14 protein-coding genes and 2 pseudogenes are annotated in these 15,556 nt (G+C 71.6%); 11 read left to right on the forward strand and 5 right to left on the reverse strand.

Annotated elements, in window-relative coordinates; translation table 11 throughout:
• Positions 1-50: 50 nt before the first annotated feature.
• From FB465_RS37085 to FB465_RS23465, 4 genes and pseudogenes are all read right to left on the reverse strand, one after another.
• Positions 51-995: pseudogene (locus FB465_RS37085) on the reverse strand (tyrosine-type recombinase/integrase); the annotation flags it as partial.
• Positions 996-1,314: 319 nt separating this feature from the next.
• Entirely contained in the window at positions 1,315-1,629 is a 315-nt protein-coding gene (locus tag FB465_RS37090) for a replication initiator (RefSeq protein ID WP_246192800.1), read from the reverse strand.
• Positions 1,575-1,910 carry a replication initiator gene (locus tag FB465_RS37735; RefSeq protein ID WP_342791888.1) on the reverse strand — a complete coding sequence of 112 codons (336 nt, stop codon included), beginning with the start codon at positions 1,908-1,910 and terminating at the stop codon, positions 1,575-1,577. The genes FB465_RS37090 and FB465_RS37735 overlap by 55 nt, the downstream gene beginning before the upstream one ends.
• 309 nt (positions 1,911-2,219) lie before the next feature.
• On the reverse strand, positions 2,220-2,390 hold the full coding sequence (locus tag FB465_RS23465; RefSeq protein ID WP_425461206.1) for a hypothetical protein: 171 nt from the start codon (positions 2,388-2,390) through the stop codon (positions 2,220-2,222).
• Between the two features lie 146 nt (positions 2,391-2,536).
• Here FB465_RS23465 and FB465_RS23470 point away from each other — a divergent pair, with 146 nt between their 5' ends.
• Positions 2,537-3,196, forward strand: coding sequence for a trimeric intracellular cation channel family protein (locus FB465_RS23470; RefSeq protein ID WP_145793524.1), 660 nt, complete (start codon positions 2,537-2,539; stop codon positions 3,194-3,196).
• On the opposite strand, the gene FB465_RS23475 is transcribed toward FB465_RS23470, so the two are convergent.
• The gene (locus FB465_RS23475) at positions 3,132-3,953 is read right to left on the reverse strand and encodes an IclR family transcriptional regulator (RefSeq protein ID WP_145793526.1); all 822 of its coding nucleotides are present in this window, start codon (positions 3,951-3,953) and stop codon (positions 3,132-3,134) included. The genes FB465_RS23470 and FB465_RS23475 overlap by 65 nt on opposite strands.
• A gap of 111 nt (positions 3,954-4,064) precedes the next feature.
• On the opposite strand from FB465_RS23475, the gene FB465_RS23480 reads away from it, so the two are divergent.
• The 10 genes and pseudogenes from FB465_RS23480 to FB465_RS23525 all read left to right on the forward strand — a co-directional run bounded on the left by FB465_RS23480 (position 4,065) and on the right by FB465_RS23525 (position 15,534).
• A complete protein-coding gene (locus tag FB465_RS23480; RefSeq protein ID WP_145793528.1) occupies positions 4,065-5,249 on the forward strand; it encodes a cysteine desulfurase family protein in 1,185 nt (394 codons plus the stop codon).
• A 275-nt stretch (positions 5,250-5,524) separates the two neighbouring features.
• On the forward strand, positions 5,525-6,664 hold the full coding sequence (mnmA, locus tag FB465_RS23485) for a tRNA 2-thiouridine(34) synthase MnmA (protein ID WP_145793530.1): 1,140 nt from the start codon (positions 5,525-5,527) through the stop codon (positions 6,662-6,664).
• Positions 6,665-6,818: 154 nt separating this feature from the next.
• Positions 6,819-7,346 carry an LOG family protein gene (locus FB465_RS23490; protein WP_145793533.1) on the forward strand — a complete coding sequence of 176 codons (528 nt, stop codon included), beginning with the start codon at positions 6,819-6,821 and terminating at the stop codon, positions 7,344-7,346.
• Positions 7,346-8,035: an SDR family oxidoreductase gene (locus tag FB465_RS23495; RefSeq protein ID WP_145793535.1), complete on the forward strand. Its 690-nt coding sequence runs from the start codon at positions 7,346-7,348 to the stop codon at positions 8,033-8,035. Before FB465_RS23490 ends, FB465_RS23495 begins: the two co-directional genes overlap by 1 nt.
• 10 nt (positions 8,036-8,045) lie before the next feature.
• Positions 8,046-9,074, forward strand: a complete 1,029-nt coding sequence (locus FB465_RS23500) for a methionine synthase (protein WP_211785844.1) — start codon at positions 8,046-8,048, stop codon at positions 9,072-9,074.
• 3 nt (positions 9,075-9,077) lie between these two features.
• Positions 9,078-11,342 carry an NAD-dependent DNA ligase LigA gene (gene ligA, locus FB465_RS23505; RefSeq protein WP_246192801.1) on the forward strand — a complete coding sequence of 755 codons (2,265 nt, stop codon included), beginning with the start codon at positions 9,078-9,080 and terminating at the stop codon, positions 11,340-11,342.
• A gap of 357 nt (positions 11,343-11,699) precedes the next feature.
• Positions 11,700-13,292 (forward strand): annotated as a pseudogene (locus tag FB465_RS23510) (putative bifunctional diguanylate cyclase/phosphodiesterase); the annotation flags it as partial.
• A gap of 210 nt (positions 13,293-13,502) precedes the next feature.
• Positions 13,503-13,799, forward strand: a complete 297-nt coding sequence (gene gatC / locus FB465_RS23515; RefSeq protein ID WP_035797834.1) for an Asp-tRNA(Asn)/Glu-tRNA(Gln) amidotransferase subunit GatC — start codon at positions 13,503-13,505, stop codon at positions 13,797-13,799.
• Between the two features lie 5 nt (positions 13,800-13,804).
• A complete protein-coding gene (gene gatA / locus FB465_RS23520) occupies positions 13,805-15,298 on the forward strand; it encodes an Asp-tRNA(Asn)/Glu-tRNA(Gln) amidotransferase subunit GatA (RefSeq protein ID WP_145793539.1) in 1,494 nt (497 codons plus the stop codon).
• Entirely contained in the window at positions 15,295-15,534 is a 240-nt protein-coding gene (locus FB465_RS23525) for a hypothetical protein (RefSeq protein ID WP_211785845.1), read from the forward strand. Before gatA ends, FB465_RS23525 begins: the two co-directional genes overlap by 4 nt.
• Positions 15,535-15,556: the final 22 nt, after the last annotated feature.

The raw sequence follows: 15,556 nt of genomic DNA on the forward strand, positions 1-15,556 counted from the left end.
GCCCCGTCGGAGTGTTCTCCGGCGGGGCGGCTGGCGGTTTGACGGCAACGTCAGTGGACGGGTGCTGCGCAAAGTGGCGGATCGTCGCCGCCCTCGGGCTCGGCCCTGTCGTCTGCGGGGTAGCGGAGAGCGTTGCTGAGGACGTCGATCGCTTGGCGCTGGAGGCGGACTCGGACGTGGGCATAGACGGTGGCGGTGACGCCTATGTGGGCGTGTCCGAGGAGTTCCTTGATGACGACGAGTTCGACGCCCTGTTCGAGGAGCAGGGTGGCCGCCGAGTGGCGGAGGTCGTGGAAGCGGATGCGGCGGAGCCTGTTCCGGCGGAGCAGGGTGTTGAAGTGCCGGGTGACCGTGGCTCCGTCGATCGGGGCTCCCCGTCGGGCCGGGTGAAGACGTAGCCGCTGTCCTTCCAGCTCGCGCCCGCCGCTTGGCGTTCTTGGCGTTGCCGGTCACGGTGGGTCTGCAGCGATCGGAGGCACGGGGTGGGCAGGGCGATCCTCCGCTCGGAGCTCTGGGTCTTGGTCGGCAGGGGTCAGGCCGCTGGTGTTGGTGCGCTGGAGGGTGCGGCGGATGCTGGCGGTTCCGCCGGCTAGGTCGAGGTCTTCCCAGCGCAGGCCGAGGAGTTCGCCCTTGCGCAGCCCGGTGCGCAGGGCGAGTTCGAACAGCGCGTGCAGCCGGTGGCCGCTGGTGGCGGTGAGGAACTCGCGGGCTTCCTGGGTGGTGAGGGGTTCGAAGCGGCGGGGGCGGGGTGTGCCCATGCGGACGTTGCGGGCGACGTCGCGCGGGATCTCTTCCTCGCGGACGGCGTGCTCCAGGGCGGACTTGAGCACGGAGCGGACGTAGGCCAGCGTCAGCGGGGACAGCCGCTTGGAGCAGCACTTCCCGACGGTGCAGCAGTGCGGCTCGTCGCGGGCGGTGTCGAGGCCACGTGCGCAGCATTGGCAGGTGGTGCGGAGTTGGTCGAGTCAGGTGCGGACGTCCTTGGCGGTGAGCTTGGGACTGGCCGGTCCCCGAGCAGGCCCGGCACTCCATAGGTACGCCGGTCTGTGCGGACGGGGCCATCCCGCGTCCCTGGCAGGGGCGGCAGAACAGTGCGCGGTCCAGGGCGCCGGAGGCGCCGGCCGACTTGGTGGCGTACTTGGCCATCTAGGCGGCGACGGCCCGATCGGTGAGTTCGGCGTCGGCGCTGAAAGCGGCGATCTCGCGGACGTCGACCTGTTCGCCCCAGGCCAGTTCGCGTTCCCCGACCGCGTCGGAGACGAGGGTGACGCGGACGCGGGCGGCGGCAGCCCCGGATGGCGTCGCCGAGCAGTGTCACGATGGCGCAGGGCGGCGGGGCTGGGTGCTGCCGTCCGGGCCGTCGAGGCGGATGACGGCGTGGAAGTGGACCACGCCGCGTTTCTGGTACTCGGCGACCTTGGCGAAGGAGACGCGCAGCACAGTGCGGGCCGCATTCTGTGTCATGCCGAGCCGGGCGGCGATCTCGCGGCGCAGGTAGATGGTGAAGCGCGCCCACAGCGTGGAGGCGTGGGCATTGAACAGGACCGCGCCCGCGTAGTCGTTGGTCTTCGGGTTCAGGGGGTGCAGAGCAGGGCCTCCGCGGGTTCGTGGAGCTTCCCGCAGCGGCACGGCCGGACGATTCCGCCCGCGTCGGTGGGGCGGTTGTGCGCCGGGCCGAAAGAGGGGGCGGTAAGGGAGGCGAACAAGCGGGGATGGGTGCGGACGGTGTCCGGCACGTCCTTGCCGCCGGACAGACCCGCTCGAATCAACTGGAACGTGTCGGCGGCGTAGACGCGTGAGCAGGTCGTGCAGCGCGAGGCGCGGCGGTTGCCGCAGGCCATAAGCAGGCTGTCCGTGGGTTCGGCAACGGTGCAGTAGGAGCGCAGAACCGCACCGGTTGCCGCGTCGATCGTGGCGCTCTAGCCGATGAGGCGTACGGGCTCGGTGCAGCCGTCGAGGCGGTCGATCTGCTGCTGTGCGCGGTCGAAGTCGGGCACGTTGACCAGGCGGATCAGGTCCCGCACGGCAGGGCTAACCACGTGGCGAAGGTCCAGCTCTGCGGCCATGATCCGGGGTCCCTTCTGTGGGGTGGGTGGTCCCGAGCAGCAACCAGCCAGGCTGGAAGGTGTGTTGATGCTGCTCGGGGCATGACGAACCAGGCCCGTCGGTGGGCGTGGGTTTAGCGAGGGGTGATTCGGCCGGCGGAGCGCGGGCTCAGGTCAGAGCTGAGCGAGCGCGGCGCTGGCCAGCGGCAGGGCGACGCCCATGCGGGTCTTGAGCTGGGCGGCGGTGATGGGCGCTCCGTGCTCGGCGTGGTGGTCGTCCGCGTTGCACCGTGCCGCCCCCGGCCTCGCCGGGGGCGGCACGGCCGTCCACACGGCGATCCCCATCGGTGTCGGGCCGCTTCACGGGCGACTGCTAGGTGGAAGTCCTCGTCGGCCTTACGTTGCCGGTCGTTCGCACCGGTCGTTCTGCTGATGGTGTGTTACATCCTACGTAATTCGGTCATATGACATTTCCCGTGGAGACTGTGCGGGTGACTTCGCAGCTCTTCCCGCCCCACGTACAGCAGGCCCTGGATCTGATCGGCATCTTCGTCTTTGCCCTCTCCGGGGGCCTGCTGGCCGTCCGCAAGAACATGGACATCTTCGGCATCGCCGTGCTTGCCGAGGCGACGGCGCTGGGCGGCGGGGTGATGCGTGACCTGGTGATCGGGGCCACGCCGGTGGTCGCGTTCACCAACCTCGGGTACTTCGTGACGCCGCTGGTGGCGGCCACGGTGGTGTTCTTCCTGCACCCCGAGGTGGAGCGGATCAACCGCAGCGTGCAGACCCTGGACGCGATGGGTCTCGGCCTGTTCTGTGTGACCGGCACGGTGAAGGCGCACGACTACGGTCTCGGTTCGGTGGCTGCGGTGGCGCTCGGCATGCTCACCGCGGCGGGCGGCGGCGTGATCCGCGACGTGCTGGCTCAGGAGATGCCGTCCCTGCTGCGCTGGGACCGCGAGATCTACGCCGTGCCCGCGCTGGTCGGCTCATCGATGGTCGTCGTCCTGATCGCGGCCGGGCACCTCACCACCGCCACCGCCACCGCCTCCGCGCTGACCGCCTTCGTGCTGCGGGTGCTGGCGCTCAAGTACGGCTGGCGCGCACCTCGTGCTTGGCACCGCAACGGTTCTCGCACCAGCGAGGAGTAGGGGAGCCGCCGTACGCCAGCGAGATCGCCTCGACGGTGCAGAGCAGCTCGGGCAGCAGCCGGCTCAGCTCGGCGACCGGCGCGAGCTGCGCCGGTGCGGAGATCGAGCAGGCCGCGATGGCCTTGCCGTCGGTGCCCACGATCGGTGCGGCGATGCAGTTGACGGTCTCCTGGTACTCGGCCTCGTCCACCGCCCAGCCCTGGCGCTGGACCGCCGCCAGCTCGGCGCGGAACTCCTCGGCGGTGCGGATGCTGTGCCGGGTGCGGGCGGGGAAGTCCTGATCGGAGAGGAAAGCGGCCAGCTGATCCTCCGGCAGGTCGGCCAGTAGGACCTTGCCGACGGCGGTCGCCACCGCCGGGACGCGCTTGCCGATCCGGCCGGCCGGGTCGGGCCAGGAGCCGGGGCGGTCCGGGTAGCGGTTCTCCACCTTGTCCAGGTAGAGCACCTCGCCGTCCTCCAGCACGGCCAGCTGCACGGTGTGCCCGTACCGCTCGTTCAGCGAGGCCAGGTACGGCGCGGCGACCTGCCGGACGTCGATGCCCTCCAATGCCTGCTGGGCCAGCGAGAAGAGTCGACCGCCGAGCCGGTAGCGGTGGTCGGACTGGCGGTGCACGAGGCCGTGTTCCTGAAGGGTCCGCAGCAGCCGGAGGGCGGTGGACTTGTGCACACCGATCCGGGCGGCGGCCTGCTCAAGGGAGGCGGGCCCCTCGCCGAGGGAGGCCAGAATCGTCAGCGCCCGGTCGACCGTCTGCGACATCCCGTCCACCCCTCCCACCACACCCGGTAGTGAGCCAGGAGGCTAACGGCGCGTTGCACGGGCTGCAATGGCCAAATCGTGACCCTGGCGGCCCCTACACTTGGAGCCGCTATGCCATATCTCGACCATGCGGCCACCACCCCGATGCTGCCCGAGGCGATCACCGCCATGAGTGCGCACCTCGGGGTGGTCGGCAACGCCTCCTCGCTGCACGCGGCCGGCCGCCGTGCCCGACGGGTGGTGGAGGAGTCGCGGGAGTCGCTGGCGCAGTCGCTGGGTGCCCGGCCGAGCGAGATCGTCCTCACCGGGGGCGGTACCGAGTCGGACAACCTGGCCGTCAAGGGCCTGTACTGGGCCCGGCGTGACGCCGATCCCGCCCGGCGGCGGGTGCTGTGCAGCCCGGTCGAGCACCACGCGGTGCTGGACGCGGTGCAGTGGCTCTCCGAGCACGAGGGCGCGCTGGTCGAGTACCTGCCGGTCGACTCCTACGGCCGGGTCCACCCCGACGCGCTGCGGGCGGCCATCGAGCGTGACCCTTCGTCGGTCGCGCTGGTCACCGTGATGTGGGCCAACAACGAGGTCGGGACGATTCAGCCGATCATCGAACTCGCGGCGGTGGCCCGGGAGTTCGGAATTCCGATGCACGCCGACGCGGTGCAGGCGCTGGGCCAGGTCCCGGTCTCCTTCGCCGAATCTGGCCTGGACGCACTGACCGTCACCGGCCACAAGGTCGGCGGCCCGTACGGGGTCGGGGCACTGCTGCTGGCCCGCAACGCGACGCCCGTACCGCTGCTGCACGGCGGCGGCCAGGAGCGCGACGTACGCTCCGGCACGCTGGACGTGCCCGCGGCTGCCGGGTTCGCGGCCGCGGCGGCCATCGCGGTGGAGCGGCGGATCGAGCACGCGGCTGCGGTGGCGGCGCTGCGGGACGAGCTGATCGCGGACGTGCTCAAGGCTGTGCCGGACGCGGTGCTCAACGGCGACCCGACGGCCGGGGGGCGGCTGCCCGCCAACGCGCACTTCTCGTTCCCCGGGTGCGAGGGGGATGCGCTGCTGATGCTGCTGGACGCCCAGGGCATCGAGTGCTCGACCGGCTCCGCGTGCTCGGCCGGGGTCCCGCAGCCCAGCCACGTCCTGCTGGCGATGGGCGCCGACCCGCTGCTGGCCCGCGCCTCGCTCCGCTTCTCCCTGGGGCACACCTCGACCCGCGACGACATCGCCGCCCTGGCGGCGGCCATCGAGCCGGCGGTCCAGCGCGCGCGCAACGCGGGGCTGGCTGCGGCCGCCCGCCGCTGAACGCTTGCCGCTGAGGCCTTCTCGCTGAGGGCAACCGGCCAACCACCAGGGGCGCGGGGAACTGCGCGAGGCGGAAGGGTGCGGCGCCGAGCCTTCCGCTTTCGCGCAGTTCCCCGCGCCCCTTGGGTGGTGCGTGGCTGAGGGGGTGCACAAGTTCGGCCGGGCTGCCTTCCGCTTTCGCGCAGTTCCTCGCGCCCCTTGGGTGGTGCGTGGCTGGGCGTGTGCTCGAACGTCGGCCACGGGTGGCTGAGGGATTGCGTACGCTTGGCCGCATCATGAGTGATTTCCCTGGTGCCCCGACCGCTGCAAGGAACGGCCGTCTGCGTGTGCTGGCCGCGATGTCCGGCGGGGTGGACTCCGCCGTCGCCGCCGCCCGCGCCGCCGAAGCCGGCCACGAGGTGACCGGCGTGCACCTGGCGCTGTCCTCGAACCCGCAGTCGTTCCGGACGGGCGCCCGCGGCTGCTGCACCATCGAGGACTCCCGCGACGCCCGCCGAGCCGCCGACGTGATCGGCATCCCCTTCTACATCTGGGACCTGGCCGAGCGCTTCCGCGAGGACGTGATCGACGACTTCGTCGCCGAGTACGCGGCCGGCCGCACCCCCAACCCGTGCCTGCGCTGCAACGAGAAGATCAAGTTCGCCGCTCTCCTCGACAAGGCCGTGGCCCTCGGCTTCGATGCCGTCTGCACCGGCCACTACGCCCGGATCGTCGACCTCCCCACCGGCGAGCGGCAGCTGCACCGCGCCGTCGACATGGCCAAGGACCAGTCGTACGTCCTCGGTGTACTCGATGCCGACCAGCTCGCCCACTCGCTCTTCCCGCTCGGCGACACCACCAAGGACGTGATCCGCGAGGAGGCCGAGCAGCGCGGCCTGGCCGTCGCCAAGAAGCCCGACAGCCACGACATCTGCTTCATCGCGGACGGCGACACCCAGGGCTTCCTGGCCAAGCACCTCGGCACCGCCACCGGCGACATCGTCGACACCGACGGCACAAAGCTGGGCGAGCACGAGGGCGCGTACGGCTTCACCATCGGCCAGCGCAAGGGTCTGCGGATCGGCCGCCCGGCCGCCGACGGCAAGCCGCGCTACGTGCTCGACATCTCGCCGGTGAACAACACCGTCACCGTCGGCCCGGCCGAGGGCCTGGACGTGCTGGCGCTGACCGCGATCAAGCCGCGCTGGTGCGGCGACGAGCCGCCCACCGGTGAGGCCGAGTACACCGCGCAGCTGCGCGCCCACGGCGACGAGGTCCCCGTGACGGCGGAGGTGGTCGACGGCGAGCTGCGGGTCCGGCTGGCGTCCCTGGCCCGGGGCATCGCACCCGGCCAGGCCGTGGTGCTCTACGACGGCACCCGCGTGGTCGGCTCGGCCACGATCGCCACCACCGAGCGCCGCACAGTGACCGCTTAGGACGAGCCTTCGGGGGCGCGGGGAACTGCGCGACCAGGGTGCTACGGACGTGCATGGCTGGTCGCGCAGTTCCCCGCGCCCCTGGGTTACCCCGTTGCCTCACCTGAAATGGCGGTGAGTGTGCGCAGCCGTCCGTGGTAGACCTGAGGCCATCATGAATATCACCGTCTTCTGCTCCGCGTACTCGCTCGACGAGCGCTACACCACCCCCGCCGCCGAGTTCGCCCGCCTGCTCGGCGAGGGCGGCCACACCCTGGTCTGGGGTGGCTCGCACGCCGGTCTGATGGGCCTGCTCGCCGACGGCGTCAAGGAGGCCGGCGGCCGGCTGGTCGGGATCTCGGTCGACCTGCTCGCGCACAAGTCGTACGAGGGCGCCGACGAGCTGGTGATGACGCGTGATCTCGCCGAGCGCAAGGGCCAGTTGCTGGCCCGCGCGGACGCCGTGGTGGTGCTGGTCGGCGGCCTCGGGACGCTGGACGAGGTGACCGAGGTGCTGGAGCTCAAGAAGCACGCCCTGCACGACAAGCCGGTCGTGGTCCTCGACACCGAGGGCTTCTACAGCGGCCTGCGCACCCAGCTGCAGCGGATGGACGCCGAGGGCTTCCTGCCCCGGCCCCTCGCCGAGCTGATCACCTTCGCCGCCACCCCGGCCGAGGCCCTCGACCACCTCAAGGAGAACTGATGGGCGCCCACCTGGTCACCGGAGCCGGTTCCGGCATCGGCGCCGTCGTCGCCGAGCGGCTGGCCGAGCGCGGCGAGGACCTCTGGCTGCTGGCCAGGGACGCCAGACGCGGCGCCGAGCTGCGCGAGCGCTTCCCCTCCGCCCGCACGCTGGTCGGCGATCTCGCCGACCCGGCGAAGCTGTCCTGGGCCTTCGGCCACCAGCAGCTCCCGGTGGAGCTCGACTCCGTGCTGCACATCGCCGGAGTGGTCCAGCTCGGCGAGATCGGCGAGCTCCCGGTGAAGGCCTGGCAGGAGCAGCTGAACGTCAACCTGGTCGCCCCGGCCGAGCTCACCCGCCTCCTGCTGCCCTCGCTGCGTCTCGCCCGCGGCCACGTGATCTTCGTCAACTCCGGCGCAGGCCTGAACGCGCACGCCACCTGGGGTGCGTACGCGGCGAGCAAGTTCGGCCTGCGCGCACTCGCCGACTCGCTGCGCCAGGAGGAGCACGGCCACGGCATCCGGGTCACCACGGTCTACCCGGGCCGGACCGCCACCGCGATGCAGGTGAAGGTGCACCAGCAGGAGGGCAAGGAGTACGACCCGGGCCGCTGGATCGCCCCGGAGTCCGTGGCCACCGCCCTGCTCACCGCCCTCGACCTGCCGCGTGACGCGGAGATCACGGAGATCACCGTCCGCCCGGGGCACTAGTCTCGACCCTGTGAGCACTGAGCACCCCTTCCCCGAGCTGGTCGGGGCCGCGACCGGCGTCGGTTCGCTGCCCGGCACCGACGCCCGTGAAGCCGCGAAGACCGTCGTCGGGTCGTTCGAACAGCTGCCGCACCTGCCCGAGCTGCCCGCGCGCGGGCCCGGCGCCGACATGATCGGGCGCGGGGCCGGGCTGCTGACCGAGCTGTTCGTCGAGGTCTGGCCGAGCGGCTGGCGGTTCGCCGACCGGGCGGGCCGGGACACCCGGCGGGCGCACTCCTGGCTCGGCGCGGACCTGGACGCACTCGAGGAGTTCACCCAGGGGTACCAGGGCGCGCTCAAGGTCCAGGCCGTCGGGCCGTGGACACTGGCGGCGTCGATCGAGCTCAAGTACGGCGAGAAGGCGCTCTCCGACCCGGGCGCCTGCCGGGACATCGCCGGCTCACTCACCGAGGGCCTGCGCCGGCACCTGGCCGACGTCCGCAAGCGCATCCCGGGCGCGCAGCTGGTGGTCCAGCTCGACGAGCCCTCGCTGCCGGCCGTGCTCAGCGGCGCGGTGAAGACCGCCAGCGGCTTCCAGCGGCTGCGCGCGGTGGACCGCCAGGTCGCCGAGGAGGTGCTGCGCGGCGTCGTGCTGAGCCTCGATGCGCCGGTCGTGGTGCACTGCTGCGCACCCGAGGTGCCGATCCCGTTGCTGCGCCGGGCCGGGGTGGCCGGGGTCTCGCTCGACTTCTCGCTGCTGACGGAGAGTGCCGACGACGACCTCGGCGAGGCGGTCGAGGGCGGCACGGTGATCCTCGCCGGTGTGGTGCCCTCCACGGACAAGCCAGGAAGCAAATCGGGCTCAGTGTCGGACCCGGCCGGTAGTGTCCAGGGTGTCAGGACGTTGTGGCGCAGGCTCGGGCTCGGACCGGAGCTGCTGGGCCGCCGCGTGCTGGTGACGCCGACCTGCGGTCTGGCCGGGGCGAGCCCCGCGTACGCGCGCAAGGCGATGTCACTCAGCGTGCAGGCGGCGCGGAGTCTGGTGGACAACCCGGAGTAGGACGTGGAGGACGCGGTGGCTGTCGAGGGCTGGGAAGACGTTCCGGCTGAGGTCCGCAGGCGGCATGCCGAGCTGGCGGCGGAGATCGAGGAGCATCGCGCCCGGTACTACGAGCAGGACGCGCCGATCGTCAGCGACGCCGAGTTCGACCGCCTGATGCGCGAGCTGGAGGGCATCGAGGCCGGGCATCCGGCCCTGGTCACCCCCGACTCGCCCACGCAGAAGGTCGGTGGTGCCGCCGCCGAGGGCTTCGCCAAGGTCGAGCACCGGGAGCGGCTGCTCAGCCTCGACAACGCCATGGACGACGAGGAGCTCTCCGCCTGGGCCGACCGCGTCGCCAGGGAGCTCGACGGCCTGGAGTACCACTACCTCTGCGAGCTCAAGGTGGACGGGCTGGCCGTCAACCTCACCTACGAGCACGGCCGCCTGGTCCAGGCCGCAACCCGCGGCACCGGCCGGATCGGCGAGGACATCACCACCAACATCCGCACCATCAAGGAGATCCCGCACCAGCTCAAGGGCGACAACATCCCCGAGCTGGTCGAGATCCGCGGCGAGGTGTACCTGCCGGTGGAGGCCTTCGCCGAGCTCAACGCCTCCTTCGCCGCCGAGAACGAGCGCCGCAGGGCCGAGAACGAGGAGCGCGCCCAGGAGGGCAAGCGGCCCAAGGCGATGGTCAAGCTCTTCGCCAACCCGCGCAACGCCGCCGCAGGATCGTTGCGGCAGAAGGACCCGACGGTCACCGCCTCCCGCCCGCTGCACATGGTGGTCCACGGCATCGGCGCCCGGGTCGGCTTCGACATCGACTGCCAGTCGCACGCCTACCAGCTGCTGGAGGGCTGGGGCCTGCCCACGGCCAAGCACAACCGGGTCGTCGCCACGCTGGACGAGGTGCGGCAGTTCATCAAGCAGTACGGCGAGCAGCGGCACTCCGTCGAGCACGAGATCGACGGCGTGGTGGTCAAGGTGGACGAGATCGCCCTGCAGGGCCGGCTCGGTGCCACCTCCAAGTCCCCGCGCTGGGCGATCGCCTGGAAGTACCCGCCGGAGGAGGTCACCGGCAAGCTGGCGAGCATCCAGGTCGGCATCGGCCGCACCGGCCGGGCCACGCCGTTCGCCGTGCTCGCGGAGCCGGTGAAGGTGGCCGGCTCGATGGTCCAGTACGCGACGCTGCACAACCAGCAGGTGGTCAAGGCCAAGGGCGTGCTGCTCGGCGACACCGTGGTGCTCCGCAAGGCGGGCGACGTCATCCCGGAGATCCTCGGGCCCGTCGAGGACCTGCGGGACGGCAGCGAGCGTGAGTTCGTGATGCCAAGGGAGTGCCACGAGTGCGGCACCGAGCTGCGTCCGATGTCCGAGGGGGACATCGACCTGCGCTGCCCCAACGCCCAGTACTGCCCGGCTCAGGTACGCGAGCGCATCGCCTACCTCGGCGGCCGCGAGTCGCTGGACATCGAGGGCCTCGGGTACGTGGCCGCCACCGCGCTCACCCAGCCGCTGGAGCCCGCCGAGCCGCCCGTCAAGAACGAGGGGGACATCTTCGGCCTGACCATGGAGCAGCTGCTCCCGATCAAGGTTCTGGTCCGCGATCAGAAGACGGGTATGCCCAAGCTGGACGACAAGACCGGCAAGGAGAAGGCCGTCACCTTCTTCGCCAATCTCAAGGGCGAGCCGAAGAAGACGGCCACGCTCCTGCTGGAGAACCTGGACAAGGCCCGGGACCGCCCGCTCTGGCGGTACATCAACGGCCTGTCGATCCGTCACGTCGGCCCGGTCGCCGCCCAGGCGCTGGCCAGGGAGTTCCGCGACCTCGACCGGATCTTCGCGGCCACCGAGGAGGAGCTGGCCGCCTCCGAGGGCGTCGGTCCGATCATCGCCCGCTCCATCAAGGAGTGGTACGAGGAGGAGTGGCACCGGGAGATCCTCCGCAAGTGGCGGGAGGCCGGGGTCCGCTTCGCCGAGGAGGGCGGCGAGGAGGAGGGCCCGCGGCCCCTGGAGGGCCTGACCGTGGTGGTCACCGGCACCCTCACCGGGCACACCCGGGACGGTGCCAAGGAGGCCCTGACCTCGCGCGGAGCCAAGGTGACCGGCTCGGTCTCCAAGAAGACCGACTTCGTCGTGGTCGGCGACAACCCCGGCTCCAAGTACGACAAGGCCGTCCAGCTCGGCCTCGCCGTCCTGGACGACGCCGGCTTCGCCGTCCTGCTCGACCAGGGCGCCGAGGCAGCGCGTACCCACCTCGGCCTCGACCAGGTGGCAGAGGCCTGACGCCGTTACCTTCCTGATGCCGCATCACCAGGATGCGCCGCAGGAAAGAGGGCATTCTGTCACTGTGCGGTATCCGTTTCCGGTGACGCGCTCAGGGATGTCCGAAAGTCCGCCCTCCCGGCCGACACCGGCATACCCTTGAGCTCAACAGAGTGTCAGCAGGGGTGAACGGCGCCGGTCTTGTGTCCCGGTTCCGTAGGGGACGCCCCGTCACTGGCGCCCACCGGCACCATCGCGGTGGGTGCCGCACCGAAAGGCGGCCTGACGGGGCGGGCCCGACGGAGGACAGGGCTTATGGATCGTACGACCGGCGGCGCGCCCACACGCCCGCCGCAGGGGGTGGCAGGTGCGGTGCTGCTGCTCGGCGTGCTGCTGGCCGGCGCGGCGCCGCTCATCCCGCTCGCCGTCCTGGTCTACCGGTACGAGCCCGAGCTGCTGCCGCTCTTCGCGGTGCCGCTGGCCGTCCTGGTGGCGGCCTGGCGGATCGCCAGGGACCGGGCGAGGGACCAGCTCACGGACCCGCTCACCGACCTGCCGAACCGTCATGCCCTGCTGCTGGCCGCCCAGGAGGCGATCGCCGAGCACGACGGCGAGGACGGCTACAACGTCGGGCTGATCCTGCTGGACCTCGACCGGTTCCGGTCACTCAACGACGCGCTCGGCCACACGGCCGGGGACAGACTGCTGGTGCACATCGCCCGGCGGCTTCACCGGGCGCTGCGCTCAGGCACCCACAACCCGGCCAGGGACGACCCGGACGACGTCTTCTCCAGCCTGCCGCCGACGGTCCAGCACCGCGGCCGGCCGGTGGTCGCCCGGATGGGCGGCGACGAGTTCGCCGTCCTGCTGCCGGGCGTCGGCCGCCCGGACACCCTTGAGCGCGTCGCCAAGGCCCTGATCGCCGAACTCGCCGCGCCGATCCGCCTGGACGGGCTGCTGCTCGTCCTGGAGGCCAGCGCGGGCGTCTGCGTCTACCCGGCGCACGCCCAGGACGCCGAGGCGCTGCTGCGCCGCGCCGACGTCGCGATGGGCCACGCCCAGCGCCGCCGCAGCGGCGTCGAGCAGTACGACGAGACCCGCGACCTCGACACCCCGTACCGGATCGGCCTGCTCGGCGATCTGCGCCGGGCGCTGGAGACCAGCGAGGTGCAGCTGCACTACCAGCCGAAGGTCGCCTTCGACGGCCGGGTGGTCGGCCTGGAGGCGCTGCTGCGCTGGGAGCGCCCCGGGCAGGGCCGCGTCTCGCCGGACGAGTTCATCGGACTGGCCGAGTCCAGCGGCCTGATGCCCCGGCTGACCGACTACGTCCTGGAGGCGGCCGTCGGGCAGCTGGCGGCCTGGCGTCAGCAGGGCCTGCAGGTCCAGGTCGCCGTCAACGTCTCGCCGCGCGACGTGCTCAACCCGGGCTTCGCCGGCCGGGTCGCCGGCCACCTCACCCGGCACCGGGTGCCCGCCCACGCCCTGCAGCTGGAGATCACCGAGCGGCTGCTGCTGGACGACTCGCGCCTCGCCGCCGACACGCTGGCCGAACTGCGGCGCTACGGCGTCGGCATGTCGCTCGACGACTTCGGGACCGGGCACTCCTCGCTGGTACGGCTGCGCAGCCTGCCGGTCGGTGAACTGAAGATCGACCGCTCCTTCGTCTCGCGGATGGTCGCGGACGACCACGACGCCGCGGTGGTCCGCTGCTCGGTGGAGCTGGCGCACTCGCTCGGCCTGACCGTGGTGGCCGAGGGCGTCGAGGACGACGAGACGTGGGAGCGGCTCCACAGCATGGGCGTGGACGCCGTCCAGGGCTGGCTGGTCTCGGCAGCGCTGCCCGCGGACCAGGCGACCGCCTGGCTGATGGTGCACCGGACGGGCGCCCCGACGGTGGAGTGGTTAACCCCGCGCCCCGCCCTCCCCCCGGCCGTCCAGGCGGAGCTGCCGGCACCCACTACTCCCCAGTAACCTGCACCATCCAGGGGCGCGAGGAACTGCGCTGCCGACCCTCTACGGAGGTGCACGGTTGGCAGCGCAGTTCCTCGCGCCCCTGTGCCGGGTGCCCGGCTGCCGCAAATGCTGGCGGAGCCCTGGTGCCGGGCCCCATAGGATGGGGGCCATAGACCATGAGGACGGGTATGCCCGACTTCACCAGAACTCACCCTTGAGGATCGCTGCATGCCTGGCATCACGCGCGAGGAGGTCGCCCACCTCGCTCGGCTGTCGCGTCTTGAGTTGCAGGCCGAAGAGCTCGACCACTTCGCCGAGCAGCTCGACGTGATCATCGGCGCGGTCGCCCGCGTTTCCGAGGTCGCCGGACAGGACGTCCCGCCGACCTCCCACCCGTTGCCGCTGACCAACGTCATGCGCGCGGACGAGGTGCGGCCGTCGCTCACTCCCGAGCAGGCGCTCTCCGGCGCCCCCGCCGCCGAGGAGCAGCGTTTCCGCGTGCCGCAGATCCTGGGGGAGGACTAACACCCATGGCCGACCTCATTCACTTCACCGCCGCCGACACGGCCGCCGCGATCGCCAAGGGCGACGTCAGCGCCGTCGAGGTGGCCCAGGCGCACCTGGACCGCATCGAGGCCGTCGACAAGAAGGTCAACGCCTTCCTGCACGTCGACACCGAGGGCGCGCTGAGCGCCGCCCGCGCCGTGGACGAGAAGCGCGCCAAGGGCGAGGAGCTCGGCCCGCTGGCCGGCGTCCCGCTCGCGCTCAAGGACGTCTTCACCACCAAGGGCGTGCCGACCACCTGCGGCTCCAAGATCCTCGAGGGCTGGATCCCGCCGTACGACGCCACGCTGACCAGCCGTCTGAAGGACGCCGGCGTGGTCATCCTCGGCAAGACCAACATGGACGAGTTCGCCATGGGGTCCTCCACCGAGAACAGCGCCTACGGCCCGACCGGCAACCCCTGGGACCTCACGAAGATCCCCGGCGGCTCCGGCGGCGGCTCGGCCGCTGCCCTGGCCGCGTACGAGGCCCCGCTGGCCATCGGCACCGACACCGGCGGTTCGATCCGCCAGCCCGGTGCCGTCACCGGCACGGTCGGCGTGAAGCCGACCTACGGCTCGGTCTCGCGCTACGGGCTCGTCGCCTTCTCCTCCTCCCTGGACCAGGGCGGCCCCTGTGCCCGCACCGTCCTCGACGCGGCGCTGCTGCACGAGGCGATCGCCGGGTACGACCCGCTGGACTCCACCTCGATCGACGCGCCCGTCCCGGCCGTGGTCGAGGCCGCCAAGCGGCGCGATGTGCGCGGCATGCGGATCGGCGTGGTCAAGGAGTTCGCGGGCGAGGGCTACCAGGCCGGCGTGATGCAGCGCTTCAACGAGAGCGTCGAGCTGCTGCGCGAGCTGGGCGCGGAGGTCGTCGAGGTCTCCTGCCCGTCCTTCACCCTGGCGCTCCCGGCCTACTACCTGATCGCGCCGAGCGAGGCCTCCTCCAACCTGGCCCGCTTCGACGCCATGCGGTACGGCCTGCGGGTCGGCGACGACGGCAGCCGCTCGGCCGAGGACGTCACCGCGCTCACCCGTGAGGCCGGTTTCGGCCCCGAGGTGAAGCGCCGCATCATCCTGGGCACGTACGCGCTCTCCTCGGGCTACTACGACGCCTACTACGGTTCGGCCCAGAAGGTCCGCACGCTCATCTCGCGCGACTTCGACGCCGCCTTCGCCGGTGTGGACGTGCTGGTCTCGCCGACCACGCCGACCACCGCTTTCCCGATCGGCGAGCGCGCCGACGACCCGATGGCGATGTACCTGGCGGACCTGTGCACGATTCCGTCGAACCTCGCGGGCAATGCGGCCATGTCGCTGCCCTGCGGGCTCGCCCCGGAGGACAATCTCCCGGTCGGCCTGCAGATCATCGCTCCCGCGATGGCGGACGACCGCCTGTACCGCGTGGGCGGCGCCGTCGAGGCCGCACTCAACGACAAGTGGGGGCACCCCCTGCTCGAGGAGGCACCGGCACTGTGAGCAAGATCGAGAAGGCCAAGGGTTTCAAGCACTCCAAGGCCGGCCTGTGGCTGTCCATCGGCACCAGCGCCTTCGGCGCGGTCACGATCGTCAAGGACGTCAAGAAGGCCCGCGGCGAGCAGGACACCCTGAAGCTGGTCAACGCCCTGGTCGGCGCCCTGGCACTGGTCACCGGCACCGCGCTGCTGGTCCGCGAGCTCAAGCAGCTCGGCGACGACGACGTTCTGCTGGGCTGACGGGCCCGTACCTCCAAGTCTT

This window comes from Kitasatospora atroaurantiaca, assembly GCF_007828955.1.
GTDB classification, from domain to species: Bacteria; Actinomycetota; Actinomycetes; order Streptomycetales; family Streptomycetaceae; genus Kitasatospora; species Kitasatospora atroaurantiaca.

Bases quoted from the DNA above. Each gene is read 5' to 3' on its own strand.
- FB465_RS23475 (WP_145793526.1), bottom strand. From the start codon at position 3,953: ATGTCGCAGACGGTCGACCGGGCGCTGACGATTCTGGCCTCCCTCGGC.
- FB465_RS23495 (WP_145793535.1), top strand. From the start codon at position 7,346: ATGGGCGCCCACCTGGTCACCGGAGCCGGTTCCGGCATCGGCGCCGTC.
- FB465_RS23465 (WP_425461206.1), bottom strand. From the start codon at position 2,390: ATGGGGATCGCCGTGTGGACGGCCGTGCCGCCCCCGGCGAGGCCGGGG.
- gatA (WP_145793539.1), top strand. From the start codon at position 13,805: ATGGCCGACCTCATTCACTTCACCGCCGCCGACACGGCCGCCGCGATC.
- gatC (WP_035797834.1), top strand. From the start codon at position 13,503: ATGCCTGGCATCACGCGCGAGGAGGTCGCCCACCTCGCTCGGCTGTCG.
- mnmA (WP_145793530.1), top strand. From the start codon at position 5,525: ATGAGTGATTTCCCTGGTGCCCCGACCGCTGCAAGGAACGGCCGTCTG.
- FB465_RS23480 (WP_145793528.1), top strand. From the start codon at position 4,065: ATGCCATATCTCGACCATGCGGCCACCACCCCGATGCTGCCCGAGGCG.
- FB465_RS23490 (WP_145793533.1), top strand. From the start codon at position 6,819: ATGAATATCACCGTCTTCTGCTCCGCGTACTCGCTCGACGAGCGCTAC.